General features: G+C 59.4%; 31 protein-coding genes. 28 read left to right on the top strand and 3 right to left on the bottom strand.

Annotated features, from left to right (window positions below; genetic code table 11):
• The first annotated feature begins 252 nt into the window (after nt 1-252).
• The 20 genes from K7H22_RS18925 (at nt 253) to hypB (ending at nt 17,867) form a co-directional block, all read left to right on the top strand.
• A complete protein-coding gene (locus tag K7H22_RS18925; protein ID WP_230802396.1) occupies nt 253-948 on the top strand; it encodes a hypothetical protein in 696 nt (231 codons plus the stop codon).
• A 633-nt stretch (nt 949-1,581) separates the two neighbouring features.
• Nucleotides 1,582-3,024: a sigma-54 dependent transcriptional regulator gene (locus K7H22_RS18920; RefSeq protein WP_230802395.1), complete on the top strand. Its 1,443-nt coding sequence runs from the start codon at nt 1,582-1,584 to the stop codon at nt 3,022-3,024.
• Between the two features lie 460 nt (nt 3,025-3,484).
• Nucleotides 3,485-4,447 carry a HupU protein gene (locus K7H22_RS18915; protein ID WP_230802394.1) on the top strand — a complete coding sequence of 321 codons (963 nt, stop codon included), beginning with the start codon at nt 3,485-3,487 and terminating at the stop codon, nt 4,445-4,447.
• Between the two features lie 22 nt (nt 4,448-4,469).
• The gene (locus K7H22_RS18910) at nt 4,470-6,071 is read left to right on the top strand and encodes a nickel-dependent hydrogenase large subunit (protein ID WP_230802393.1); all 1,602 of its coding nucleotides are present in this window, start codon (nt 4,470-4,472) and stop codon (nt 6,069-6,071) included.
• Nucleotides 6,072-6,138: 67 nt separating this feature from the next.
• Nucleotides 6,139-6,525, top strand: coding sequence for a hypothetical protein (locus K7H22_RS18905; protein ID WP_230802392.1), 387 nt, complete (start codon nt 6,139-6,141; stop codon nt 6,523-6,525).
• 13 nt (nt 6,526-6,538) lie between these two features.
• Nucleotides 6,539-6,850: a hypothetical protein gene (locus K7H22_RS18900; protein WP_230802391.1), complete on the top strand. Its 312-nt coding sequence runs from the start codon at nt 6,539-6,541 to the stop codon at nt 6,848-6,850.
• Nucleotides 6,850-7,323, top strand: coding sequence for a hydrogenase maturation protease (locus K7H22_RS18895; protein ID WP_230802390.1), 474 nt, complete (start codon nt 6,850-6,852; stop codon nt 7,321-7,323). Before K7H22_RS18900 ends, K7H22_RS18895 begins: the two co-directional genes overlap by 1 nt.
• A complete protein-coding gene (locus K7H22_RS18890) occupies nt 7,320-7,622 on the top strand; it encodes a hypothetical protein (protein ID WP_230802389.1) in 303 nt (100 codons plus the stop codon). Before K7H22_RS18895 ends, K7H22_RS18890 begins: the two co-directional genes overlap by 4 nt.
• A 60-nt stretch (nt 7,623-7,682) precedes the next feature.
• On the top strand, nt 7,683-8,747 hold the full coding sequence (locus tag K7H22_RS18885; protein ID WP_230802388.1) for a hypothetical protein: 1,065 nt from the start codon (nt 7,683-7,685) through the stop codon (nt 8,745-8,747).
• Nucleotides 8,748-8,763: 16 nt separating this feature from the next.
• Nucleotides 8,764-8,958, top strand: a complete 195-nt coding sequence (locus K7H22_RS18880; RefSeq protein ID WP_230802387.1) for a hypothetical protein — start codon at nt 8,764-8,766, stop codon at nt 8,956-8,958.
• Between the two features lie 9 nt (nt 8,959-8,967).
• Nucleotides 8,968-9,189 carry a hypothetical protein gene (locus tag K7H22_RS18875; protein ID WP_230802386.1) on the top strand — a complete coding sequence of 74 codons (222 nt, stop codon included), beginning with the start codon at nt 8,968-8,970 and terminating at the stop codon, nt 9,187-9,189.
• Between the two features lie 3 nt (nt 9,190-9,192).
• Nucleotides 9,193-10,062: a NifU family protein gene (locus K7H22_RS18870; protein WP_230802385.1), complete on the top strand. Its 870-nt coding sequence runs from the start codon at nt 9,193-9,195 to the stop codon at nt 10,060-10,062.
• Nucleotides 10,059-11,237: a hypothetical protein gene (locus K7H22_RS18865; RefSeq protein ID WP_230802384.1), complete on the top strand. Its 1,179-nt coding sequence runs from the start codon at nt 10,059-10,061 to the stop codon at nt 11,235-11,237. The genes K7H22_RS18870 and K7H22_RS18865 overlap by 4 nt, the downstream gene beginning before the upstream one ends.
• Nucleotides 11,234-13,579 carry a carbamoyltransferase HypF gene (hypF, locus tag K7H22_RS18860; protein ID WP_230802383.1) on the top strand — a complete coding sequence of 782 codons (2,346 nt, stop codon included), beginning with the start codon at nt 11,234-11,236 and terminating at the stop codon, nt 13,577-13,579. The genes K7H22_RS18865 and hypF overlap by 4 nt, the downstream gene beginning before the upstream one ends.
• The gene (locus K7H22_RS18855; RefSeq protein ID WP_230802382.1) at nt 13,570-13,863 is read left to right on the top strand and encodes a HypC/HybG/HupF family hydrogenase formation chaperone; all 294 of its coding nucleotides are present in this window, start codon (nt 13,570-13,572) and stop codon (nt 13,861-13,863) included. Before hypF ends, K7H22_RS18855 begins: the two co-directional genes overlap by 10 nt.
• Complete coding sequence (gene hypD, locus K7H22_RS18850) at nt 13,860-14,999, top strand: hydrogenase formation protein HypD (RefSeq protein ID WP_230802381.1); 1,140 nt, start codon at nt 13,860-13,862, stop codon at nt 14,997-14,999. The genes K7H22_RS18855 and hypD overlap by 4 nt, the downstream gene beginning before the upstream one ends.
• A complete protein-coding gene (gene hypE / locus K7H22_RS18845) occupies nt 14,996-16,042 on the top strand; it encodes a hydrogenase expression/formation protein HypE (protein WP_230802380.1) in 1,047 nt (348 codons plus the stop codon). Before hypD ends, hypE begins: the two co-directional genes overlap by 4 nt.
• Nucleotides 16,042-16,794 carry a hypothetical protein gene (locus K7H22_RS18840; protein ID WP_230802379.1) on the top strand — a complete coding sequence of 251 codons (753 nt, stop codon included), beginning with the start codon at nt 16,042-16,044 and terminating at the stop codon, nt 16,792-16,794. Before hypE ends, K7H22_RS18840 begins: the two co-directional genes overlap by 1 nt.
• Nucleotides 16,794-17,036: a hydrogenase maturation nickel metallochaperone HypA gene (locus K7H22_RS18835; RefSeq protein WP_230802378.1), complete on the top strand. Its 243-nt coding sequence runs from the start codon at nt 16,794-16,796 to the stop codon at nt 17,034-17,036. Before K7H22_RS18840 ends, K7H22_RS18835 begins: the two co-directional genes overlap by 1 nt.
• A 45-nt stretch (nt 17,037-17,081) precedes the next feature.
• Entirely contained in the window at nt 17,082-17,867 is a 786-nt protein-coding gene (gene hypB, locus K7H22_RS18830) for a hydrogenase nickel incorporation protein HypB (protein WP_230802377.1), read from the top strand.
• Between the two features lie 498 nt (nt 17,868-18,365).
• Here hypB and K7H22_RS20185 read toward each other — a convergent pair whose 3' ends face one another.
• From K7H22_RS20185 to K7H22_RS18820, 3 genes are all read right to left on the bottom strand, one after another.
• Complete coding sequence (locus K7H22_RS20185; RefSeq protein WP_330165868.1) at nt 18,366-18,593, bottom strand: hypothetical protein; 228 nt, start codon at nt 18,591-18,593, stop codon at nt 18,366-18,368.
• Nucleotides 18,594-18,762: 169 nt separating this feature from the next.
• A complete protein-coding gene (locus K7H22_RS18825; RefSeq protein ID WP_028284972.1) occupies nt 18,763-19,020 on the bottom strand; it encodes a helix-turn-helix domain-containing protein in 258 nt (85 codons plus the stop codon).
• A gap of 124 nt (nt 19,021-19,144) precedes the next feature.
• A complete protein-coding gene (locus K7H22_RS18820) occupies nt 19,145-19,384 on the bottom strand; it encodes a hypothetical protein (RefSeq protein WP_204318811.1) in 240 nt (79 codons plus the stop codon).
• A 223-nt stretch (nt 19,385-19,607) separates the two neighbouring features.
• Between K7H22_RS18820 and K7H22_RS18815 the strand changes: the two genes are divergently transcribed.
• Genes K7H22_RS18815 through K7H22_RS18780 form a run of 8 tightly spaced genes read left to right on the top strand, consistent with a single transcriptional unit; the run spans nt 19,608 to nt 25,695 of the window.
• On the top strand, nt 19,608-19,961 hold the full coding sequence (locus tag K7H22_RS18815; RefSeq protein ID WP_230802376.1) for a hypothetical protein: 354 nt from the start codon (nt 19,608-19,610) through the stop codon (nt 19,959-19,961).
• A gap of 58 nt (nt 19,962-20,019) precedes the next feature.
• Nucleotides 20,020-20,640 (top strand): lytic transglycosylase domain-containing protein, encoded by a 621-nt coding sequence (locus K7H22_RS18810; RefSeq protein ID WP_230802375.1) that lies wholly within the window; start codon nt 20,020-20,022, stop codon nt 20,638-20,640.
• Nucleotides 20,637-20,930 carry a TrbC/VirB2 family protein gene (locus K7H22_RS18805; RefSeq protein WP_012187163.1) on the top strand — a complete coding sequence of 98 codons (294 nt, stop codon included), beginning with the start codon at nt 20,637-20,639 and terminating at the stop codon, nt 20,928-20,930. The genes K7H22_RS18810 and K7H22_RS18805 overlap by 4 nt, the downstream gene beginning before the upstream one ends.
• The gene (locus K7H22_RS18800; RefSeq protein WP_008282962.1) at nt 20,923-21,201 is read left to right on the top strand and encodes a type IV secretion system protein VirB3; all 279 of its coding nucleotides are present in this window, start codon (nt 20,923-20,925) and stop codon (nt 21,199-21,201) included. Before K7H22_RS18805 ends, K7H22_RS18800 begins: the two co-directional genes overlap by 8 nt.
• Nucleotides 21,191-23,578 (top strand): type IV secretion system DNA-binding domain-containing protein, encoded by a 2,388-nt coding sequence (locus K7H22_RS18795; protein ID WP_230802374.1) that lies wholly within the window; start codon nt 21,191-21,193, stop codon nt 23,576-23,578. The genes K7H22_RS18800 and K7H22_RS18795 overlap by 11 nt, the downstream gene beginning before the upstream one ends.
• Entirely contained in the window at nt 23,575-23,742 is a 168-nt protein-coding gene (locus K7H22_RS18790; protein ID WP_009815545.1) for a hypothetical protein, read from the top strand. Before K7H22_RS18795 ends, K7H22_RS18790 begins: the two co-directional genes overlap by 4 nt.
• Complete coding sequence (locus K7H22_RS18785) at nt 23,732-24,886, top strand: lytic transglycosylase domain-containing protein (protein WP_230802373.1); 1,155 nt, start codon at nt 23,732-23,734, stop codon at nt 24,884-24,886. The genes K7H22_RS18790 and K7H22_RS18785 overlap by 11 nt, the downstream gene beginning before the upstream one ends.
• Nucleotides 24,886-25,695 (top strand): type IV secretion system protein, encoded by an 810-nt coding sequence (locus K7H22_RS18780; RefSeq protein ID WP_230802397.1) that lies wholly within the window; start codon nt 24,886-24,888, stop codon nt 25,693-25,695. Before K7H22_RS18785 ends, K7H22_RS18780 begins: the two co-directional genes overlap by 1 nt.
• Nucleotides 25,696-25,700 lie beyond the last annotated feature (5 nt).

Genomic DNA, 25,700 nt, shown 5'->3' with positions numbered 1-25,700 from the left:
CACATTGATGCCGTCGGGGGGCGGTCACATCATCAGAGCCCCCTCTAGGTTTATTCATTCGGATGAATAGTGGGACTGCGTATCAATGGCGCTACAGTTTCATGAAACCTTTGTGACGTATGCGGCCGAGACGGCGCGGATGGGAAGTACTAAGTTTATTTACCATAAACTTCATTATGCGGCTTTATATTTTGCGTTGCGATAGTATATTATCGTATGTATGCTGAACTCCTCTCACGGAGGTCCCCCAGTATGCGCCATTTACTCAAGAAGCTCCTCCCCTCGGTCGCAGTCGCTTTGGCCGTGACAAGCTTTTCGCTGCCGGCACCCGCCCGCGCGCAGACCTACCCGATCGATTGCGCGATCCTCTTGTGCCTGTCTGGCGGCTGGCCCGCTTCCGTCCCTTGCGCCCGAGCCCGCGCCGAGTTCATCCGGCGGATTACGCCTTGGCCAGTGGAACCGCCGCTGCAAATCTGGCGCTGTCCCATGGGCGCGTCCTATGAGAGCGATCGGCAATCAAACAACGCTGACCGCATAATTGAAGCCTTGTACCGGACCGACAACCGTCGACCGCTCCAATCCTTGCCAGTAGATAATCTCGTTCCCACAGACTTCACCCTTCGGCTTGTTCAGGACCGCGCGGACATCGATATCAGCGGGCCAGAGTTCAATTTCGTGCGGTCCATCCGCGTCTTCGATGTACGGTATGCACGACAGCACGAGTCCGGGCGCGATGGGGATTGTAACCGAAGCGCGACCGTGGTCCTCGGCACCTACGGGACCCAAGGCGATTTCTCATGGCAGCGATCTTCCATAACTGCCCTGCCCGAGGCCCATGTGGGACTTGAACGTTGGGGCCAGAATTGCCCGGGTATCTATCACCGATCTGTCTTCGTCGATTGGCGTGACTATGAGGGCAACTACGGCTTCGAACAGGTGAACTACTAGCGCTGACAAAGACAGCTTTGCCATCATGCTGCGAGAATTTTAGCGTGCTGAGTTGTTCAAATACCGGCCCTTCGCTGCTTTCGGTGCGTTTGTCCGGAGAGCAGGACAAACCCGCCTTTCGCTAGTGCGGCTATTGCTTGCGCAGCATCTGATTGCACTTGCAGCGAGTGTTTCGCTGCGTTGCAACAGATGTCGCCAAACCCGTCATTGACCTTGGTCCGTACGAGCATCATCTGATCGATCCTTTGCTGCACAGAGCGGGAATCCGCGGGGAACGGATTCATGCTACGCGGTTTTCGCTTGCGTAGACATTGCTGGCAGATGCGGCCAGCCCTGTCTTGCTGTGCCGCTCAAGTTGCCATAGCGGTTGCTCGACAAGGTCATAGATTTCTTGCTTCGATGTGATCCAGCGTTCCGTGAAGGTTTTCACAGAAGAGCGAGAGCTGGAAGGCAATTACCGAGGAACGCAGCGACACGACGTTACGCGCCATGCTCACAACTGGCAAAGCAGCGTTGGATTTGCGCTCCACAGCCAGATTGCAGCCAAAACTTGCATAAATAGTTCTCTTTATGCAAAGAAGGTTTGCTGATACTGATCCAGCAAACACTAGCGGCGACGGAGATCCTAGCACCTTGTCCAATATTTCTACGGTTCTTATCAAATCGAAGGACAAGGCTTTGACCTTGGCCGCTTCAAGCGCCCTGAGCGAGTTGGATGGGTACCGGTTGATCTTCTGCGAGGATGACAATTCCGCAAAGAGCCGCCTGAATGAAGTGAACGTGGACCTCATTCTTTATGATTTCGATGAGGATGATATTGGACCGGACAACGCTTTGGTGCGGTCTCGCTTGTCTCATACCGCGTGTTGGCGAATTGTCGTTTGCGAAAAAAATGAACTGAGCCGTGGTGCGCAGCTATGTGAAGATACGGCGTCCTATTTGTATCTCGCCAAACCGGTGCAAGAGCAGCAGATCCGCATAGTCGTCAAGCGCGCCCTGGAACATGCCGAGCTGTCGCGCCGACACCGGATTCTGAGCAGAGAGCTCAAGCTTTCGCTGGACGATGAGATTTTCGCGGACGAAGAGGGAGGGTCGGTCCAGGGGGGTGTTTCACGCTTTGAGAGGTTGGTCTACTCAAGCCCCAAGATGGCCGAATTGGTCGCCGAAGCGAGAGTTGCAGCCTCGACGGACATGCCTGTGCTGATCCGGGGCGAGACAGGCACCGGCAAAGAGCTTTTGGCGCGCGCCATTCATTTCAACTCTGATCGCGTGAACTCGCCCATGCACAGCCAGAACTGTGGCAGTGTGTCTGACGACGCGTTGTACTCCGAGCTTTTCGGCCATGTGCGTGGCGCCTTTCCGGGGGCCATTGCGGACCGGTTGGGCCTGTTTCGGGCCGCCGATGGCGGCACTGTGTTTCTGGACGAGGTCTCAGAAGTGTCACCGCATTTTCAGGTGGCCCTCCTGCGCTTTCTGCAAGAGGGCGAAGTGAAACCGCTCGGCTCTGATAAAACCCTGCACAGCAACGTGCGGATCATCGCGGCATCCAACCGTTCGATCGAAGAGATGGTGGAAGAAGGCAGTTTCCGCCGTGATCTGTATTATCGACTGCGCGGGTTTCAGTTGGAACTGCCTGCGCTTCGCGACCGGACTGACGACATCCCGGTGTTGACGCAGTTCTTTGTTGAGAAATATGCAGGCGTGGTTGGTCGGCGGGTATTGGGCGTCACATCGGACGTCCTGAAACAACTGGAGCACTATCCGTTTCCAGGGAATGTCCGGGAACTGGAAAGTGAAGTTCAGCGCATGGTCGCGGTGGCGGAACAGGGTGGGTATGTTGCGTTAAGGCACTTATCGGAAAAGATCGCGCGTACGCCAATCGAGAACCACGAGAGCGCGGCGTTTTTGACATCTGGCGCGACACTCAAAGACAAAGTCGAACATCTGGAGCAGGCCGTCTTGACCCAGGCGCTCGCGGCGTTTCACTGGAACCAAAGCAAGGTTGCAGAAGAGTTGGGCCTGTCGCGAGTCGGGCTGGCGAACAAGATAAAACGATACGGCCTGCGCAAAGGGTAAGATATGGACGATGACACGCCTGCCAATAAAGTCATCGGATTCCCGTATGCCAGATCCGGCCTGTCAAAGACCCGGTCCGAACCGCGCAATCTCGGTCTGACGGCCCTGTCGCGGGCTTTGTCTGGTTCGGGCGCGGGTGCCAAGGGACATTGGTGCAAGAATTGTAAAGGGATCTGGTACAGCTACTTTGGAGAAGCCGAATGCCCGGTGTGCGGGGGACGGAGTTGAGCCCCCTAGACTGTCAGCAAAGTTTGCAATTGCCCCTGAATACTTAGTTTGCAGTATGCACTTTGTTACCAGAATAGGCCGCCCCGACCAAATGTGTTGATTTGCAGTACTGCGTGGCGCGGTACAACATTGCAGCATCAAACTCGCGCCTTTCGCCCTCATGCCAAGCAGAAGACATGGTTCTGGGTTGCGGAATGCGCCGCAATAAATGCTGGTCCTTGGGAGGAAGAAAATGGCAAATCTGTTGTGGCTTCAGGGGGGTGCGTGTTCCGGCAACACGATGTCTTTTCTGAATGCGGAGGAACCAAGTGCGTGTGATCTGGTCACCGACTTCGGAATCAACGTGCTTTGGCAACCCTCTCTTGGGCTTGAACTGGGCGACCAGGTCAAAGAGATCGTCGAAAAGTGCATCTCGGGCGAGATCAAGTTGGATATCTTCGTGTTCGAGGGCACGGTGATCAACGCGCCCAACGGCACCGGCGAATGGAACCGGTTCTGCGGACGCCCGATGAAAGACTGGGTGAAAGAGCTTTCGGCCGTTGCCGATTTCGTTGTGGCGATCGGCGATTGCGCGACCTATGGCGGCATCCCAGCTACGGCGCCGAACCCATCCGAAAGCGTTGGCCTGCAGTTCCTGAAGCGCGATAAGGGTGGCGCATTGGGCGAAGGGTTTGCGGCGAAATCCGGTCTGCCGGTGATCAACATTCCGGGATGCCCGGCGCATCCCGATTGGGTGACGCAAATTCTCGTTGCCGTTGCTACGGGCCGTGCCGGTGATCTAACGCTGGATGAATTTCATCGCCCCAAGACGTTCTTTTCATCCTTCACGCAGACCGGGTGCACGCGCAACATGCACTTTGCCTACAAGGTGTCGACGACGGCGTTCGGCCAGCGCAAGGGGTGCCTGTTCTATGATCTGGGCTGCCGCGGGCCCATGACACACAGTCCTTGCAACCGCATCCTTTGGAACCGCCATTCGTCAAAGACCCGTGCGGGCATGCCCTGTCTTGGATGCACTGAACCGGAATTCCCATTCTTCGATCTGGCTCCGGGCACTGTCTTCAAGACGCAAACCGTCATGGGGGTTCCCAAGGACATGCCCGAGGGTGTCGACAAGAAGGGTTACATCAAGCTCACCGCAGCCGCCAAAGGCGCGGCACCGGCCTGGGCCGAAGAAGATATCTTCGTAGTCTAACTGCGATTTGGGAGAGAGAATTATGTCTGCAGCAGTAGAAACACTCGACATTTCGCCAGTTGGCCGCGTCGAAGGCGATCTGGATGTCCGGGTCGATATTGAAAACGGCGTTGTGACAAACGCCTGGACCCATGCGGAAATGTTTCGCGGGTTCGAAGTCATCCTGAAGGACAAGGACCCCCAAGCGGGTCTGGTTGTGACGCCTCGCGCCTGCGGGATTTGCGGCGCGTCGCACCTGACTTGTGCAGCTTGGGCGCTGGATACGGCCTGGGGCACCACGGTACCGCGCAACGCTATTCTGGCACGCAACCTTGGCCAGATCGTTGAATCGCTACAATCCCTGCCCCGCCACCACTACGGGCTGTGGATGATCGATTACACCAACGAAAATTACGCGATGAGCCCGTTTTATGAGGAAGCCGTCAAACGCTATTCCCCGTTTACCGGCACATCCTATGAAGCGGGGGTGACAATCTCCGGCCGCCCGGTCGAGATCTACGCCCTTCTGGGCGGTCAGTGGCCGCACTCCTCCTTCATGGTGCCCGGCGGCGTCATGTGCTCGCCCACCCTGACGGACATCACCCGCGCCTGGTCGATCCTTGAGCATTTCCGCCAGAACTGGATCGAGCCGCTGTGGCTGGGCTGCTCGATGGAGCGTTACGAAGAAATCCAGACCTTGGAGCAATTCGAAGCGTGGCTGGATGAAAAGCCGGAGCACGCAAATTCGGACCTGGGCCTGTTCTGGCGTATGTCCAAGGACATTGGCCTTGATCAGTATGGCAAAGGCCACGGCCGGTTCACCACATGGGGCTATCTGCCGCATGAAGACAAGTACCAGAACCCCACGATTGATGGCCGCGCAGATGCGGTGATCATGAAATCGGGCATCTATGACGGCGCATCCGACACATTCCGCCCGATGGACCAGTCTTTTGTCCGCGAAGACACGCAGCACGCCTGGTACGACGAGGCGGCGGGCGGGGTGCACCCGTTCGACCGGACCACGAACCCGGTGAGCAAAAACCCCATCGATCCCGAGGGCAAATACTCCTGGTCAACGGCCGTGTCTCATGCAGAGGCCGGACGTCTGGAAGCAGGTCCGCTCGCGCGTCGCTTGATCGCGGGCAATGACACGGGCCATGACTTCCAACACAGCGACGGATTGGTGCTTGATATGTACCGCAAGATGGGCGGTGCCTCGACGATGCTGCGGCACTTTGCGCGCATGCACGAGCTTTGCATTCTCTATCGCGAAGCCGAACGCAATTTGCGCGAGTTCAAACTGAACGACGAATGGTATATAAAGCCAACTGAAAAAGACGGTCAGGGCTGGGGCGCAACCGAGGCCATCCGCGGCGCATTGTGCCACTGGATTGACGTGCGTGATGGCAAGATCGCCAACTACCAGATCATTGCGCCAACGACTTGGAATGTTGGGCCGCGCACATCCGACGGCGATCGGGGGCCCATAGAGGAAGCGCTGATCGGCACACCGATCAAGAACAGCGCGGACCCGGTTGAGGTTGGTCACGTTTGCCGATCCTATGACAGCTGCCTAGTTTGCACCGTTCATGCGCATGATGCCAAAACAGGCGACGAACTGGCCCGCTTCCGAACAGCCTGATGTTTATTTTTGGTCGGCGGATCAAATCTGCCGACCGACGACATCCGGCAATTAGGGAGGGAGCTGAATGTCAGAAAATCCGGAAGCATCAATAACTCAAGAGCAGCGCCAAGCTTACATAGACAAGTATGGCCTGACACCCGCCGAAGCGGGGCATGAAATGCTCATCCAAATGATAGAGGACCATTTCGCAGAAGGATTGGAAACCGAGGTTGAGCCATTCCCGGAGACTGATCGGGAATTCGGGGCGCTGCTTGACCAGTTGCGCCCCCTGAGCGCGGATCAACTGCGCGAGAAACTTGTGATTTCGGGCTGGCTGTTGCAGCCATACGGCGAAGACCAAATGCGGTGCCAGGAATGCATGTACTACCTGGTACACAAGCGCTGGTGCGACCTGCCAGAGCTTGATCTTCCGGCAAAACCGGAATGGTGGTGCCGCCTCTGGCGGATCTGAAGGGAGCGCAGAAATGGACGACGAAAAGGTGCGCGCGAGAATTGCCGATATGCTGGCCTCGGGTCTGGAAACCGAGGTTTGGCCACGTGCCGGGACCAGCGAGGAAGTCAATGAAATCGTGGCGCGCCTGCAGGTTGAGGCCGGCGACGATCTGGAAAAGAAACTGATTGTCGCCGGGTTCACCGATCACACGATCGAGGCTGACGAGATTGAGCAACCCTGCGAGACCTGCATGTACTACAAGGTACATGCGAAATTCTGCGACTTGCCGGAATTGATGGTGCCGGTTGAACCGGAATGGTCTTGCCGCCTATGGCGGATTTGATGCCGCTTGATATCGTCGTCATCGGATGCGGCAATCCGAACCGAAGCGACGACGGCGTCGGCCCGCATCTCATCGCTCAAATGCGAGAAAACGGCGTCCCGGACCACACGCGGGTTTTTGACGGCGGAACCGACGGTATGTCGGTCATGTACAGTGCGCGCGGGGCGACACATTTGATCATTGTCGATGCGCGGATCCCCGAAGGATCCCCGGGTGCCATATTCGAGGTCCCAGGTGATGTGCTCGAGGCGCCGCCAAACAACAGCCTGAACCTGCATGATTTCAGATGGGACCATGCGCTTTACGCAGGTCGTCGTATCTATGGCGATGCGTTTCCCAAGACGACGTCGGTGCTTTTGATCGAGGCGGCAACGCTGGAGCTCGGGTTGGGATTGAGTGACGAGGTTTCTCGCGCCGCGGGGACCGTTGAGGGCCGCATTCGCGACCTGATCCATACGTGGTCTCAGGCATGAGCACGATCGCGATCAGGGACGGTGCGATCTATCTGCCCAGTGCCGTGGTCGACACCTATTTCCGCGGTATTGATGCGGTCATCGTACTGATCCAACAGGAAGAATTGATGGTGATGCCCGTCCATCAGGCAACCGCCGGGGGGTGCCTTTTGAAGGTCCGGAATGCTGCGGGTGATCGGGTGGTTCAGGCACGCGATGTGTTTCAGGATCGGGACCTTCTCGACTTTGCATCCAACGATCTGACCGTCGCGTGGGAGGCCGATAAAGGCGCCCTTTGCGCGATTTTAAAGTCGGAATAGCGCAACGAAAAAATGCAAACTAAGTTTGCTATAAAACAAGAAAGTTGACAGCCCCCCACTTTGACTGCTTTTCTCTGTCAAACACGGAAATCGAACCAAATTCGATTCGAGGGAGAAAACGGTTTGACGAATATCAGTCGTGCTCAGCAGCAGGTGCAGGCGGCCATGACCGCGGTCGAGACGGCTGCAGCGACTCAGGCCGAAAAGGCCGAGATGCTGATCGAAATCGCGATGGGGCTTCAGCAGAAACCCGAACGTGCCGAAGACATCTTTGCTGCTGTCGATCTCTACAAGCTCGCCATGGATCTAGCGCCGGAAGGCGAAGTTCTGGGGGTCGCCCGCATTCGTGCGCGTATGGCAACCGCGCTGATGGCCGTGCCCGCCGAAGATGCGACACAGCTCAAGGAAGCGAAAATCGAAATAGAGACCGCGCTTGCAACCCTGACAGCGGAAGGGTCGGACGCTGAAGTGGCCGAGGCCGAGATGAACCTAGGCCTGATCTGCCAGACGCTTGCAGGCATGCGTCTTTTGCCAATCCAGCCTGCTATCAGCGCATATCAACGGTCGCTCAGGACCTTCGACAAAACCAACTACCCGAAGGAATTCGCCATTCTGCAAAGCAATCTGGCCACGGCGTTCTTGTCCATGCCGTTCACCGATCAGTCCGGCAAGATGCGCGAAGCTCTGGCGGTGCAGGCCTTTGAGGAAGCGTTGACGGTGGTCAACCTGATCGATCACCCGAACGAGTACGCGATGCTGCAGAACAACCTGGGCAACGCGCTGCAATACGTGTCCTCGTCTCACCGGGTGGAAAACGGGTTTCGTGCACTGGAAGCGTATGACGAGGCGCTCAAGGTGCGCACAATCCGCGACATGCCGGAAGAGTACGCCAACACGATCGCGAACAAGGCCAATTGCCTGTCGAACCTGCCTGACGACCCACAAAACCCCGATGGTGGGAATTATGGCAACCTGACCGAAGCGGTGCGTTTGCTGGAAGAAGCCCGGGGTGTTTTCGCCAAGCGTGGAGCCGGTGAAAAGGCGCAGGCTGTGACCGAAGCCATCACCGAACTCAACGCGGCCCTTGGTCCATCGACAATTCTGGAACGGAGCGGATTACAATGAAAAATGGAGAATACAGTTGAGCGCTATAGTCATAGTTGTCGCCCTGGCCGCCGGCCTGGCCGCCGCCATGGGTGCAGGGGCCTTATCGGGCCTGCGCATCGGTAAAGATGCACTGGGCACAGAGCTGGCCACCTACATGGGCGCGCTTTACGGCGGGCTTGCAGGTGGCGTCGCAGTCGTGGTGACCACACTTGTTCTTTTGCTGATCTAGGAGGGCGCTATGCTGGGAATGGCGATGAATTCTGCAAAGCTTTTTTTTGCGGGTAAGCTTTTCAAGGACAACAAGGCCGCGATGCGGCAGTTGATGATGGGGGCGGGCGTCGGTGTGATCGCCGGTGTTGTCATCGGGTTGTTTGCACCGATCTGGGTAGCAGCCATTGCAGCAGGCGCGGCAGGTGGCGCGGCTCAGCCCGTGTTGTTCAAAGACCTGAAATACGCATAAGCGATGCCTGATGCGTCATCTCTTGACGGCGAAGAGCCGACACTGGATCGCCTGATCGGAGATCTGAAGGCGCTTGAAATGCTGGCAGATGGCTGGGATGAGGCGGCCCGCCGCGGTGCGCATGCCCGGGCCGAAGCCGTTGATGCATTGAACAAGGAAGCGTTCCGACGGTTGATCGGCGCTCTCAAGGACCGCCCCGAATTTGGAAGCGCCTTGAAAGAGGCGGCCCGCGACGAGGTGGTTTACGCCGTGCTGCGCCGCCACGGGATACTGCGACCATCGCTATATGAACGGGTCGAGGCGGCATTGGAAACGGTGCGCCCGAGCCTGGCTAGCCATGGCGGCGATGCCGAGGTTGCGTCGGTCGAAGGCAACCGCGCCGAAATCCGGTTTCTGGGCGCGTGCGATGGATGCCCTGCCTCGCAATTGACGTTTTATGCGGGAGTCAAAAAGGCCATTCAGGACCATGTTCCCGAAATCACCGAAGTCAAACAGGCCAAGGGTCTGGGTGGCGGTGGGTCGGACGGGGTGCAGTTCACTTCGCCCTTTGCCAATTACGGCGACAGCGAATGGACCATAGCCCTGCCGCTGGATGATCTGGCCGATGGCGAAACGCGATTTCTCAACATTGACAATCATTCGGTGATCATCAGCCGCTTTGCCGACAAGGTGAGCTGTTTCAAAAACGCCTGCGCGCATATGGGCCTTGAGATGACCCATGGCGATATCGCCGAGACGATCCTGTCCTGCCCGCATCACGGGTTTCGATATGCGCTCGAGAGTGGCGAATGCCTGACCGCGCCCGAGGTGCAATTGCAGCCCCATGCCGTGCGGGTCAAAGGGCCCAATATCGAAGTGAGGATTATCGCGTGAAAGTCTCGCTGTCCCGATCGTTCAGTCCGCAGAAGGCGCCCGGCACCATAACCCCCGGTGCGCCCTTGTTGGGCACGCAGGGCGCGCGGGTTGTTTTAGGCAGCGATGGTGGTTCGCTGGTTCAGGCGATCACCCCTGCGCCCCACCTGATGTTCGGGCCGCGTGGCGTCTGCCTGCATCCTGACGGCTCTCTCTGGGTATCCGATACTGGGCATCACCGGGTGCTGGGGTGGAAGACGGTTCCGACCCGGGATGACACCCCTGCCGATATACTTTTGGGCCAGCCCGACTTTGGCCGCGAAGGCCGCAACGCAAAGGGCCTCGTGGCTGCGAACACCGTGAATGTCCCGACCGGCATCACGGCCTTTCGCGGCGGATTGGCGGTAGCCGACCCGTGGAACCACCGCGTGCTGATCTGGCGCGAAACGCCAGCCGGCCCCGAACACGGCGCCGACATTGTTCTGGGGCAGCCCGACGCGGGCAGTGCACTGGCAAATGTGGGCCTGTCGCACGCGCGGGCCGATACGATGCACTGGCCCTACGGCGTGTCGTCGAATGGCGACCGGCTGATCGTGTGCGACACCGGAAACCGCCGTGTGCTGATCTGGGATGATCCGCAAACCACGGGCCAACCGGCGGATCTGGTTCTGGGGCAGCGTGACTTCACCTGCCGGGATGAAAACGCGGGCGAGGCGGTGTCCGACGCCTCGATGCGCTGGCCGCATATGGCCATTGTCTGGAAAGACGGGCTGGCTGTTGCGGACGCTGGCAACAATCGGGTGATGATCTGGGATGCACTCCCCAAGCGGAACGGCACCCCATGCGATACCGTGCTGGGACAGGCGGATATGAGCGCCTGCGACCACAATATGGCGTCCTATTATCCCACGTCTCAAGCGATGAATATGCCCTATGCGCTGGCGACGCTTGGGGCGACGTTGGTGGTGGCTGACACGGCTAATTCGCGGCTCTTGGGATTTGAGGATACAGGTATGGCCGCCCACGCGGACCGGCTGACAGCGCAGCCTGATTTTGCGGCAAAGGGCGACAACCGCTGGGGCATCGCCGAACGCGATACGGTGTGTTGGCCCTATGGCCTGTCCTCCCTGGGGTCGACAGTGGCGGTGGCCGACAGCGGCAACAACCGCATTCTGATCTGGGACGCAGCGACATGACCGGCGTGCGCTTCACTGTTTCCGGGCAGGTTCAGGGCGTTGGTTTTCGCCCGACCGTCTGGCGGTTGGCGCATGAAATGGGCCTGACGGGCGATGTGAAGAACACGGGCGAAGGGGTTGTGATCCAGCTTTGGGGGGCTCATGTTGCGGCCTTTCCCGACAAGCTTCACAGCGCGTTGCCGCCACTAGCCCGTATCGAACGGCTGGATGTCACGCCACTGACCGACCCGCCCCCCTGCGGGTTTGAAATCTCCGCGTCGCAGGAAGGAGAGATGCGTGGCAGCGTCACGCCGGATGCCGCGACCTGCGCCGATTGCCTGGAGGAAATCCGCAATCCGTTTGAGCGGCGCTATCGCTACCCCTTTGCCAATTGCACCAATTGCGGGCCGCGTTTTTCCATCGTAAAGGCCGCCCCTTATGACCGCGCCAAGACAACGATGGCCCCGTTTGATCTGTGCCCGCCCTGCGCGGCAGAATACTCTGATCCGCTGGATCGCCGCTTTCACGCGCAACCTGTGGCCTGTGGCCGGTGCGGACCGAATATCTGGATCGAGAAACTTGGCAAGGGCGCGGTGAATCTCGAAGCGTTTTCGATGCTCGATGACGTTGATGCAACCGGCGGGATGATCATGAACGGTCATATCGTGGCGATCCGGGGTCTGGGCGGTGTGCATCTGGCGTGCGATGCCACCAATGCCAACGCCGTGGCCGAATTGCGCAAGCGCAAATCGCGGGTAGGCAAAGCCTTTGCGCTGATGGCGCGCGATCTGGATGTGGTGCGCGCGTATTGCGAGGTTTCGGATGTCGAAGCCGACCTGCTGTCCAGCCCGCAAGCGCCGATTTTGCTGCTCAAGGCCAAGCCGAACAGCTTGCCCGATGAGATTGCGCCGGGCCTGGACCGGCTGGGCGTGATGCTGCCCTATACGCCGTTCTATCACATGATCCTGCGGCGCATCGGGCGTCCGGTGATCATGACCAGCGGCAACCCATCGGGTCAGCCGCAATGCATTGACAATCAGGAAACCCGCGACCGTCTCGCCGATATAGCTGATTTCGCCTGTCTACATAACCGCGACATCGCCAACCGGATCGACGACAGTGTTGTGCGCGTTGACCTTGGCCGTCCCCGCTTGTTGCGCCGGGCGCGCGGATACGCGCCCCAAGGGCTCGAATTGCCGGCCGGGTTTTCGACCTCCGCAGAGGTGCTGGCGCTCGGCGCGGAACAGAAGAACACGTTCTGCCTGATCAAGGACGGACGCGCGATCGTCTCCCAGCATATGGGCGATCTGGAGGATGTGGCTACGAACGATGATGTGACACGCAATCTGGGCCTTTACGAAAACCTCTTTGATCATGCCCCAGACGTCATCGCCGTCGATCAGCACCCGCAATACCTGTCCACGCAGCGCGGTTTCCAGATGGCAGGCGAACGCCCGGTGATCGAGGTACAGCACCACCATGCGCATATCGCCTCTTGTCTAGCTGAAAATGGTCGGCCTTTGTCCGCTGGACACGCGCTTGGGATTGCGCTGGACGGCACGGGCCTGGGGGATGACGGCACGATCTGGGGCGGTGAATTCCTGATCTGCGACTACCATGGGTATCGTCGGGTTGGTTGTCTGAAGCCAGTTGCACTGCCCGGCGGAACGGCTGCTGTGCGCGAGCCTTGGCGCAATGCCTATGCCCATCTGATGGCCGAAATGGGCTGGGGCGAGTTTGCAATGAATTTCTCTGACCTTGAGATCTTCAACCGCATGCAGGACCTGCCCCGCGACACGCTGGACGCGATGATCAAGGCCGGTACGAACACGCCGCTCGCGTCTTCCTGTGGTCGGTTATTCGATGCCGCCGCTGCGATTTCCGGCATCGCCTGGGACCGGCAGAATTATGAGGGCGAGGCCGCGATCCTGTTTGAGGCTGCGCTTGACCCGGATGCCCTGAACGAACCGGAGGATCTGGCCTATCCGTTTTCAATCCCGCTGATGGGCGGCAAGGGAATTCCATACATCGAGCCATTGGCCGTTTGGCGGGCGATGCTGGGCGATCTGGTGCTAAAAACACCCGTTGGCACGATGTCGGCAAGGTTCCACCGCGGGTTGGCACGCTCCGTCGTCGAAATGGCGATACGGCTGACCAAAGACACGACTATCGACACTGTCGCCCTGTCGGGCGGCTGTTTTCAAAACGCAACGCTTTTTGAGCTGGTCCACCGCGGCTTGGAAAGCGCTGGTCTGACCGTTCTGAGCCATTCCGACTATCCGGCGAATGACGGCGGTATTTCACTGGGGCAAGCCGTGATCGCCCTGGCAAACACACAAGGGGAGGACGCAAGATGTGCCTAGGAATTCCAGGGCAAATTACCGAAATTTCGGATGCGACCCGCAAGCTCGCCATGGTCGATATCTCGGGCGTGAAACGCGAGGTCAACGTGGCCTGTATCGCGGGTGACGATCCGTTGGAGGATCTGATCGGCACATGGACCCTGATCCATGTCGGTTTTGCCATGAGCAAGATCAACGAAGAGGAAGCGGTGCTGACGTTGGAGGTCTTGCGCGAGCTTGGAGAAGCGCAGGAAGAGATAGAGGCGATGCGGGCCAGTGCGACGATGCTGGCGGACGCATCATGAAGTATGCAGATGAATTCCGCGATCCAGTTGCGGCCAAAGGGGTCCTTGCGGCCATAGAACGCGTCACGCAAGAGATCGGCGCGACGAAGGAAAAGCCCGTTCACATCATGGAAGTCTGTGGCGGGCACACCCATGCGATCTTCCGCTATGGGTTGGACAAACTTACCCCTAAGGGGCTGGAGTTTATTCACGGCCCTGGCTGCCCGGTTTGCGTGCTGCCAATGAGCCGGGTGGATGAATGCGTGCAGATCGCCGAAGATCCCAAGGTGATCTTTACCACCTTCGGCGACGCGATGCGTGTGCCAGGCACGAAGAAATCCCTGATCCAGGCCAAGGCCGATGGGGCCGACATTCGCATGGTCTATTCGCCGCTGGACGCGCTGGAATTGGCGCGCCGCAACCCCGACCGCGAAGTTGTGTTCTTCGGCCTTGGGTTTGAGACGACCACACCGTCGACCGCGCTTTCGATCCTGCAGGCTGATGCCGACGGGCTCACGAATTTCACGATCTTTTGCAACCACATCACCGTGCCGCCCCCCATCAAGGCACTGCTGGATGACCCGCATATGATTTTGGATGGTTTTGTCGGCCCCGGCCACGTGTCGATGGTGATCGGCACCGAACCTTACCAGTTCATCGCGCGCGATTATGGCAAACCCATCGTAGTAGCGGGGTTCGAGCCGCTGGACTTGTTGCAATCGGTTTTGATGGTGCTGGAACAAATTCGCGATGGCCGCGCCGAGGTGGAAAACCAGTATTCGCGTATCGTTCCCAATGAGGGAAATCCAGTGTCCATAGCGGCTTGTGAAAAGGTTTATGAGCCGCGCCCCACCTTCGAATGGCGCGGTTTGGGCGAGATCGATGCCAGCGGGCTGCGCATTCGCGACCGGTACAAAGCCTTCGATGCTGAAGTGAAATTCAACATCGGCTATGGGCGCAACACATCGTTCACAGAAGAACAGGAAGGTTGCGCCTGCGGCGACGTCATGACCGGCCGGATCAAGCCCCACGCCTGCCCGCAATTCGGCAAGGGGTGTACGCCGGAAATGCCGCTGGGGGCGTTGATGGTCAGCTCGGAAGGGGCCTGCGCGGCCTATTACCAATATGGCGGCCTTGATCTGGAGCCGGCAGAATGAACGCGATGGACCGCCAGCCCAGACGTGTTGTTGCCGACAAGGTGACGATGGCCCATGGCGGGGGCGGCAAGGCGATGCGAGACCTGATCGAGGATGTGTTCACGTCCGTCTTCCGTCCGCCCGGCATGGAAGATCAGGCACGGTTGATGACTGAGGCTGTCACCGTACCCGGAGCGAGGCTGGCCTTTACCACGGACGGGTTCGTGGTATCGCCGATGGAGTTTCCCGGTGGCGACATAGGTAAGATCGCCGTCTGCGGCACTGTGAACGATTTGGCCGTCGGCGGCGCGAAGCCACTGTGGCTGTCAGCGGCCTTCATCATTGAGGAAGGTGTCGAGATTTCGACGCTGCGCCGGATCGCTGCGTCGATGCAAAAAGCGGCAGACGATGCGGGCGTCTCTATCGTGACAGGTGACACAAAGGTGGTCGGCAAAGGATCGGGTGACGGCGTTTTCATCACCACATCCGGCATCGGCGTGATTGAGCCGGGCCGTGATCTGTTGGCCGAAACCGTGCAGCCGGGCGATGTTGCTATCGTCAACGGCGTGCTGGGCGATCACGGTGCCGCGATCCTCGCCGCGCGTGGCGATATGGCGCTCAGCACCGAAATCCCCTCGGATTGTCAGCCGCTCAATCACCTGATGGAGGCCATTCTGACCGCCGCACCGGGCACGCGGGTTGCACGGGATGCGACACGCGGCGGACTGGCCTCAGCCTTGAACGAAATCGCAGATGCGGCGGGTGTCGGCATTGAGATTGGTGAAGACGTCCTGCCGTTACGCACCGAGGTCAAAGGCGTGTGCGAAATTCTGGGATTGGATCCCCTTTATCTGGCGAATGAAGGCACATTGGTGATCTTCGTCCCCGAAGAACAGGCTCACGCTGCGTTGTCCGCAATGCGCGCCACCGATGCGGGCCGTCAGGCCGTGATCATCGGCAAGGCCACCACCCAACATCCCCGAACGGTTGTGATGAAGACCGTCTTTGGTGGCTTGCGCATCGTCGACATGCTCGTCGGCGAACAACTTCCGAGGATTTGCTAATGGCCTTACTGGAAAATCTTACATTTCTTGATGCGTCGTCATCGTCTGGGTTTCTGCTTTTGGGTTTTCTGATTGGCATGGTTCACGCCCTCGAAGCAGATCATTTGGCAGCAGTCAGTACGCTCAGCAACGGAGGAAAGAACAAACTCCTGTTGCGGGGCGCGGTCTGGGGCTTGGGCCACACGGCGACGTTGCTGGTCATGTCCATCGGCGTGATAGTCTTCAGCCTTGTCCTCAGTGAGCAGCGCGCGGCGGGGCTGGAATTTGCTGTTGGCGTCATGCTGGTATTCCTCGGGGCACAGGTCGTGCACAGGTTTCGCAAGGACAGGCTGCACTATCACGTCCATCAACATGAGGGACAGGGTCGGCACCTGCACGTGCACAGTCACGCATCCGATGTGGCCGACCATTCCCAAAGCGCGCATGCCCACGAACACCCCGAACGTTTTCCCCTAAAAGCCCTTGTCATTGGTCTGCTGCACGGCGCGGCCGGGTCGTCTGGGCTCATCGTGCTGGCGGTCTCCACGACCGGCGACCCCTGGCTGGCTGTCGGATATGTCGGCCTGGTCGGGCTTGGGTCCGCTCTTGGCATGGCAGCCCTGTCCGTCGTTGTCGGTTGGCCGGTGCTCCAGGCGCCAAAAATCGCAAAAGGCCTTCATACCGCCGTGCAGATGTCCATTGCCGCTATCGTTGTCGCCATCGGCCTGTCGATCATGTGGGAAACCGGACCAGTGGCCTGGGGAGTGGGCTGATGCATGAACTCGGTCTGGCCCGCAGCATCGCGGGTATCGCAGAAGAAAAAGCCAAAGGGCGAAGGCTCAAGGAGGTCCGCGTGGCCATTGGCCCACAGGCTTGCGTGGAGCGTGGCGCTTTGGCGTTTTGCTGGGATCTGGTGACCGAAAGCACTGCGATTGCCGGGGTGTCTTTGGGTTTTATTGATGCGGACAAGGACACATTCACTGTCCGCGAGTTGGAATTTTTGGAGGAAGCATAAATGTGTGGCGTATGCGGCTGTGCCGACCCTGCAAACGAAGTCTCGATGACCGATCCTGAAACGGGATTCAAAGTTCTGTTGAGAGAGGATCATGCGCATGACCATGGACATGATCATGATCACGCGCATCCTCATGACGACCATCACCACGGTCATGATGAGCCGCATGTGCACGGTCCGGGCGGCGAGGTTATTTCTCTGGAAACCGCAATCCTGGGAAAAAACAACGAAATCGCGACCCGCAACCGCGGCTGGTTCGAAGGGCGCGGCGTCATCGCCCTGAATATCGTCTCTTCACCGGGGTCCGGCAAAACGACATTGCTCGAAGAGACGATCAAGCGCATGAAGGGCGCGGTCGACATCGCGGTGATCGAAGGTGATCAGATGACGTCGAATGACGCCGACCGCATCCGCGATGCCGGAGCCCGGGCCGTCCAGATCAACACCGGTGCCGGGTGCCATCTGGAAGCGGATATGATCGCGTCGGCGGTCAAGTCGCTGGATCCCCAAACCGGGTCAATCCTGATGATCGAGAATGTGGGGAATCTGGTGTGTCCGGCCATGTTCGATCTGGGCGAGAAGATGAAAATCGCAGTGATTTCAACGACGGAAGGTGAAGACAAGCCAATCAAATACCCACACATGTTCCGTGCTGTGGAATGGGTTGTGATCAACAAGATGGACCTGGCGCCGCATGTGGATTTTGACGAGGAAATGTGCAGGCGCAATATTCTGGAAGTTAATCCGGGAGTGAAAATCTTCTGCCTCTCGGCCCGAACGGGGGATGGCATGGATGCATGGTGTTCGAACCTGGCCGAATTGAAAGCCTGAGGTTGAGCAGATCAGTGAGTTATTTCGCTCGTCTGGTCACCGCTGTCAGACCCACACGTGTATCGTGAGGTGCTCCGCATCATCCTGTGTCAAAAAGTAGATCATCACCCGGCCGCGAATGGATTCTCGAATTGAGACCTGTCCACCTCGGCGGTTTTTTCCATGAGCCTGGAGCACCACTTCTGCGAGTGTACCTACGCGCTTCTACAAACCCTGCCGATGTTCCAATTTTCAGGTAGTCTTAACGGTCTTTTGTGTGGCACGCCTTGAATTCGACCCCTGCTGCTTGCATTGGTCCTTACGAATGACCGGTTCTCCCGCTGCGCGACCGCACAAGATGTTTTGCCCGTGCAGCATTTTTCGCGCCACGAGCACACGCAGCAAAGAATTGACACTTCCGCAATGGGCTCCTTCGAGACCTTCGCTGCCATCAGCTCAAATGACCGGTACGCTCGCAGACCCTTTCCATCAATATGAACTGGCGGCTGCGTGAGAATCCTATCCACTGTCACTTTTTCGAATCCGCGTGAGCGCATCGAAGTCGATTTCTTGCTTCTGTTCGTCACTTATATCCGGCCGGGTTTTCGATACCGGCTGGGGCCCTTGGACGTCCCACATCACCGCATGTGAGCCTGTACTCCAACGATAAACCCAACCAACAACACTGCACCCATCGGTCCCGATCAGATTGGCGATCGCGACGCCCTCACCCCTATCATCGTTCACTGTTTACTGACTTCCTGCACTGTGGCGCTGCGAATTGCGGCGTGGGGTTGCAGAGCGTTCACTACGACCGCGCGCCGGACTTCGTTGATTTTGGCTACCTGGTCCTCGATGAGGGAATGATCATCAGACCGGGAAAATGGGTTTCCGCGTTCTCAACAATTCATTGGCTTCATATCCTGTGGTCGGGCTCCGTGGCGGCTTCGACAATCGACAGGACTTCATCTTTATCAAAGCCGATAACCCTCGCCAGAACTGTAAACTCCACGACGTCGATACGACGCTCGCCGCTTTCGAGACGTGCCACAAACGACTGGTGGCGTTTGAGCTTCGCCGCCAACTGCTGCTGGCTGAGACCCGCATTCTGACGTGCATCAACCAACGCACGGACGAGCGCCAACTGGCCATTTGTTCTGATTGTCTTTGCCACGCGTCACATACCTTTTGTGACGTCGCTAGCGGATGAAATCTGTTATCTAAAAAGTAGATATTTGAGGGTGTTACCGGCGTCTGGTTTCCATGGGCTGCAAGTCTGATGCACACCCAATCGCCCATCAATCCCCCACCAGTTCCAGAAACCGACCGTAGTCCTGACTGACTTCGCGGGCTTCTTCGAAGGCGCGCGCGCGCTCCTGCTCGAGGCAGCGGAAGTAGTCCTGAATGTCCGTTATGTAGACCTCAAAGTCCCGTCGGATGATGTCGGCATAATCCCGAGCGGCCTGCGAATCGCTTGGAACGAACGGCTGGACCGGGGCGAGGCATGACCCGGCCTCGCTTGCGACCGGAGCGAGCATCAGCAAGGCCACAGCCTGTATCTTCACCCACCGGCTCAACCACAGGTTTCTGAAACCCCTATTTTCCTTGATAGACTCCATTGGCCGTGCCTAGTGTTTGTGTAACCGAGATACAGCCGTATCTGTCGCAATATATCTTGCGATTAATAATATACTATCGTAACTCTGGGCTTCAAGTAGGAATGCCCGGGATTGCGCCATTGGAGAAAGCGTGAGCCGGGCCATGAACTGGGACATCGAAGCACCAAATGTGGTTACGGAAGCCAGGTTCCGCGAACTCGTGGAAAGCGGCTATAGCGCAGAAATCCTGTGCCAGGAGACGGCACATAAGAAAGGCCCCAGCTATTACGGGGTCTGGATCATGCGCGTTGTCTCTGATGACGGGGTGGAAAAGCTCCTGGTCACCGCCCGCACGCGGACGACCTACAACGATATCAAGATCCGCGAGTTCAAGACGATCTCCGGCGTGGTGTCTTTCTTCATTGGCCTTGGCTTTTCGCATGTCGACCTGCCGCTTGAGGCGGGGACAATCCGAACGCACAAACTCGCCCCGCCAGACAAAGCCCCATCAGACTAGGGCGCTGGCAGCTAACCTCGTCTGTCTCTGGTTGGTCGCAGCACCTGCCTCGGCGCAAATGGTCCTGGTCATGGAGAGCGACGGCTCTCTGACCCCATCCCGGTCTCAGAGCAGTTTTGCTCGGAACTACAATGACGGCATCGGTCAGGGATCGGCAGCCGACGAACTTGCGATTTTCGGCAGCGATGCAACTGTGCCAGAGCGAGAAGCGATGCGCTTTGCAGCCCGTGTCGATCCGGCACCCCTGCCCCGCGCCGATGTCCTAAACGCCATAGAGACCACGGCACTGCGCTATGCCAGCCACCCCGGCCTAAGGCGCGCGGAGCTTTCCGTCACGGACTGGCTGAGCCTCTACCGCGCCAATATCGAAGTGGAGAGCGGCTATCGGCAGGATGCGATCTCACATGCGGGCGCTATTGGCATTGGTCAGCTGATGCCCGACACCGCGCGCGACCTCGGCGTTGACCCGCGTGACCCCCAACAGAACCTCGACGGCTCTGCACGCTACCTCGCGATGATGCTGGAGACGTTCGGCGATCCGCATCTGGCGCTGGCGGCCTACAACGCGGGGCCCGATGCGGTCCGCCAGTATGGCGGCGTTCCCCCCTACCGAGAAACCCAGAACCACGTGGCCCGCGTCATGGCTGTCGTGGCCCGATTGGAAGGATCAAATTCGTGAGACAGATTTCAAACCTCTTTGTCGCCTCGCTGGCGCTATTCCTGTTCATTGCCGAGCCCGCCCTAGCACAGAGCATCGATCTCTCCCCGATCCAGAGCCTGTTACAGGGCATCGTCGATGCGCTGACCGGCCCACTTGGCGTTGTCATCGCGACGCTTGCCGTTCTCGGGGTCTTTCTCAGCTGGTTCTTCAACATCATCGATCTGCGCCAGGCGCTCTGGGTCCTGGTCGGCATCGCCGGTGTCGCGGCTGCCCCGACGATCGTTGCTGCGGTCTTTGCCGGTGGCTGAACGCTCGCCCCTCTTTCTTGGGCTCGTGCGCCCGCCGAAGCTTCTGGGCCTGCCCATCATGTATGCGATGGTCTGGCTCTTCGGTTCGGTGCTCTTGTTCGTCTGGGTCCAGCACATCGCGGTGCTGGGTTTCGCCGCCCTGCTCTATCCGGTGCTTTGGAAGGCCGCGGATTGGGACCCGCGTTTCATCGACGTAATGATGACGGCGCTGCAGGAGACGCCACCCACGCGCAACCGCAGCATCCATGGCGGGGACAGCTATGCCCCGTGATGACGCCCGTGATGCTGCGCTCGACGCCCCGGTTGATCCCCGCACGATGACGCCGGTTTGGTATGCGCGCGAGACCCGCCTTGCGCATATGCTGCCCTATGTGAGCCTCGTCGATGACCAGACCGTGCGCACCCGGGTCAACGAACTCTTCCGGTGCATCCGGCTCGAGGGGATCAACAGCTACACGACGGACGATGCCTATCTCGACAAGGTGACGGCGCTCTTTGCCCGCATCGTCGCGCAGCTCGGGCCGGAATTCAGCTATTACGTCCACAAGGTCTCCAAGGCCATCAAACCTGATCTCGACCCCATTCGTGAGGACAGCTTCGCGGGCGAGGTGGACCGGCGCTGGCGCGCGAAACTCGAGACCAGCGGGCTGCGCGACAAGACGCTGACGCTCACCGTCATTCACCGCCCGCCTCCGAAAAGCCTCCTGCCGTTCCTGAGCCGCAGCGCGCCGGACCGCCTGAGAGAAGAGACCCGCAAACGCCTGCAGCGACTGGGCGAGGCCGTGAACGTCTTCCTCTCGGGCCTCACCGAGCTCAAGCCGCGGCTCCTCTCGGCCGCATCGGGGGAGTTGGTGGGATTTTTGGGCGCGCTCAACACCGGAACAGAGCTGCCGCTCTACCCAGCGAACACCTACGGCTTTTTGTCCTTCAACGTCGCCAATACCCGCGTGACGTTTCACGGCGACCATTTCGAGCTTTCCGAGGGCGTCGTGGGCCACCGCTACGGCAAGAGCTTCACCATCGGAGAATACTCGGAAGGCACCTCCTGCACCATGTTCGACATGCTGAACCTGCCGGTCGACATGATCGTGACGCACTCCTTCACGCCGATCAATTCGAACCTCATGGCGGGCCGCATCAAGCGGCAAAAGCGCCAGATGCAGGCCAGCCAGGATGCGGCCCTCTCCCTCCTGGAAGCCCTTGATATCGCCGCCGATGATCTCGAGGCCAAGCGCCAAAGCTTCGGCGAGCATCACATGGTCGTGACGCTCTTTTGCGACACGCTCGAAGAGCTGCAGACCCTCAGCGCGGAGATCGTGAACGCCGCCGCAACCGAAGGCGTGAAGATGATCGGCGAGCGGGTCGCCGCAAAGGCCCATTACCTCAGCCAGCATCCCGGCAACCAGCCCAAGCGCGTCCGCGCCAGCGCCGTCACCAACCGCAACTTCGCGGATTTTGCGGCCTTCCACCGGACACAGCTCGGCAAACCTGCAGCACTTACCCCCTGGGGCCGGGTCGTCACATATTTGCCCACGCCGGAGCAGAGCGCCTACCGGTTTTCCTATCACGAGCAAGGCGCGCCCGACAAAGAACCGACCAGCGGGCATACCCTGATCATGGGACGGCCCGGGTCGGGCAAATCGGTGCTGTCGGCCTTCCTGATGACCCAGGCCCGTCGCGCAGGTGCCCGGATCTTCGTCTTCGATTACCGTCTTGGTATGGAGATGGCGGTCCGCGCCAATGGCGGGCGCTACGCGTCTCTGAACGCCGGTCAGCCCACGGGCCTCAACCCGCTCTGGACAGAGACCGATGCCCGCGGCACCGCCTGGCTCTCGGACTGGCTTGCCACCCTGCTCTACCGCGCTGACAAACCCCTGACCCCGGCGCAGACCAACCGCATCCAGGAGGTCGTGCGCCAGAATGCCCAGGCCACCAATCCGGCCCTGCGGAACTGGCGGGATTTCGCATCGCTTTTTGTGTCCACCGATGACGGCGGCGATCTGCACCAGCGCCTGCTCGAGTGGTCTGAGGACGGCCGCTACGGCTGGATCTTCGGGCAGAGCCTCGAGGACACGTTCTCGCTTAAGGGCGATGTCGTGGGCTTCGATCTGACCGGCATTCTCGACAGCGAGGCCGACAAGGAACGGATGGCGGTCCTGTCCTATCTTTTCCGCCGGGTCGAGCGCGAGATCGAGGACCGCCGCCCCACCATCATCGTGATCGACGAGGCCTGGAAGGCCCTCGACAACGCGTATTTCGCCGAGCGGCTGTCGAACTGGCTGGTGACCGCGCGCAAGCAGAACACCGTCGCGGTGATGATGACGCAATATGCCAGCCAGCTCGAGCGCACCCGGACCGGCAAGACCATCGTCGAAGCCGTTCCGACGCAGATCCTGCTGCCCAATATTCGCGCCAATGCCTCGGACTACGCCATGCTGAACCTCACGGAGAAGGAGCTCGACGTCCTTCTCAACACGGGCAGCAACAGCCGCCTCGCACTGATCCGCGACGATCAGGGCTCAATCGTCGTCGATGCCGATCTGAGCGCCCTTGGGCCCAATCTCACGATCCTTGGCGGCATGGAAAAGGGCGAAGCGCTTGTCGGCGCCGATTACCGCGACCGCCCAGATTTTTGGAGGCTTTCATGATCCGTATTCTTATCGCTTTGGCTGCGCTCGGCGCGCTGGCCTCCTGCACCCAGTATCGGGAGCCGCAGGCCAATTGCTTTTCCTTTCTCGCCTCGACGGCAGCGACAGCCCAGGATTGCCACTTCGCACCGCTCGGCGCGCCGGAGGGCGACGTTGAAGTCTAGCCTGCCTCATATCCTGGCGTTTTGCCTGCTGCCCGGTCTCGCCTTGTCTCAAGGCGTGCCGAGCAATGACAGTGGGCTGACCGCGCGTGACATCGTCGAGACCGGCGATCGCGAAGCAGACTTGGCCCTTCAGGCGGACAAGCTTGCAGTGCGCGAACTCATCGCCGAGATCGAACGGGAGCAGCTGGAAACCCTCCGACGCATCCTCGATGCCCAGACCAGCTTCGGCGGTCAGGGCCTGCCCGCCATGGTCTCGGGGCTGGAAAGCGGCAGCGGGGATCCCGACCGCTCGGTGGCGGCGGTCTATGGCACGGGCGAGATAGATCCCAATCCCGGCGGTGAACAGATGTTCGGGGATGCGTCTGAGAACATCGAGCAGCTCATCATCCGGGTCGCCCAGGAGACCAGCGGCTTTGCGGGTGTTGGCCGCGCAGGGCTCTCGCCCGTCCAGTGGCGCGCGTTGCTGCAAGCGCTGATCTGGCAGGAAAGCCGGTTTACGATTGGGGCACGGTCTCCCGTCGGCGCCTATGGTCTCACCCAGATCATGCCTGGCACCGCCAGCGATCTGGGCATCAACCCGGAATATTACGACAGCCCCTATCTGCAGGTGCATGGCGGCGCGCGCTATCTCGCGGCACAGTTGGGCACATTCGATGGCAACATCATCAACGCCCTCGCGGCCTATAACGCCGGACCCGGCCGGGTTTTCGAGTATGGCGGCGTGCCACCCTTCCGCGAGACCCAGCACTACGTGTCGGTCATCCCTGAACGCTACAATCTCTATCTAAGCCGTATCGGCGGGATCGATGCGCTTGGCACGATCGATCCGGCGCTTCTCGCCAATGCCAACCTCTCGCTCACGGGTCATGGGGCGGCCTTTTATGGCAGCAACTCACCAGCCGCGATCCGCCAAGCCACCCTGCGCATTTCCGACATCGTCGAACGGATTTCCGAGACGGAAGACGTGCAGGAAAGCATCGCACTCAACACCTATGCCCGCGCCGAACTCGTGCGTCTCGTCGCTGCACGCATCCGGCTTCAGGCCGCCCGCACCCGCATACTCTCCGCCGAAGAGCTGGCCCAGGCCAGCGCCCGCATGGCCGAAGGCGCGTTCATGGATTTTACGATCAGGGAGATTGAATGATGGGACATCTGCTCTTGAGGACAGCTTTGGCCACGACACTTGGGGTTGGTCTGCATCTCGGCGCCCTATCCCCTGCCCTCGCGCAAGGCGTGCCCGTCGTCGATACCCAGAACATCGCGCAAAACATCCAGCAGCTGCGGCAGATGATCGAAGACGAGATTCTGCAAAACGAGCAGCTGACGCAGCTCCGCGAACAGCTTGCCACGCTCACGGACCAACTCGCGGAGCTGCAACGAACCTACGAGGCCCTCACCCGCCTTGCCGAACTGCCGGAGATCATCCGCACCGAGATGGAAGACGAACTCAATGGCCTGCTCGACCAGGAGTTCGGGGACATCCTCGCCACGATTGAGGCGATCAAGACTGGGGATTTCTCGGGCCTCTCGGGCTCCGGCGCAGGCGAAATCGAAACCCAGATGGACCGGGTGCTGGCCGATCTCGGCTTCGATGAAGACACGCTCTCGGAAATGGCCACCAGCGGCAATCCCGGGGCCAACCGTGTGGCCACGCAGGCCACCACCGGCGCGCTCGTCTCGGCCGCTGCCCAGAACAGCTATGAGGATGCCGGCCAGTCGCTCGAGCGGGTAGACCGCCTTGTCGGGCTCATCGACGACATGGAAGAGCTCAAGCAAAGCGTCGATCTCAACACGCGCGTGACAGCTGAATTGGCCATCGCCCTCGTGGCAATGTGGCAGCTGGAAGCGATTCAAACCGTGGGCGATGGCACCGGCGGCGTGATCGATGCCGCCACCATCGCCGAAGAGCAGCGCTTCATGGATTTCACCTTGCCGGACCTCCGGGCCGAGTGATTGCG

The organism is Seohaeicola saemankumensis, assembly GCF_021021435.1.
Classification (GTDB): domain Bacteria; phylum Pseudomonadota; class Alphaproteobacteria; order Rhodobacterales; family Rhodobacteraceae; genus Seohaeicola.
Note: the sequence above shows the minus strand (reverse complement) of the source record. Positions and strands in the feature narration are given on the sequence as shown.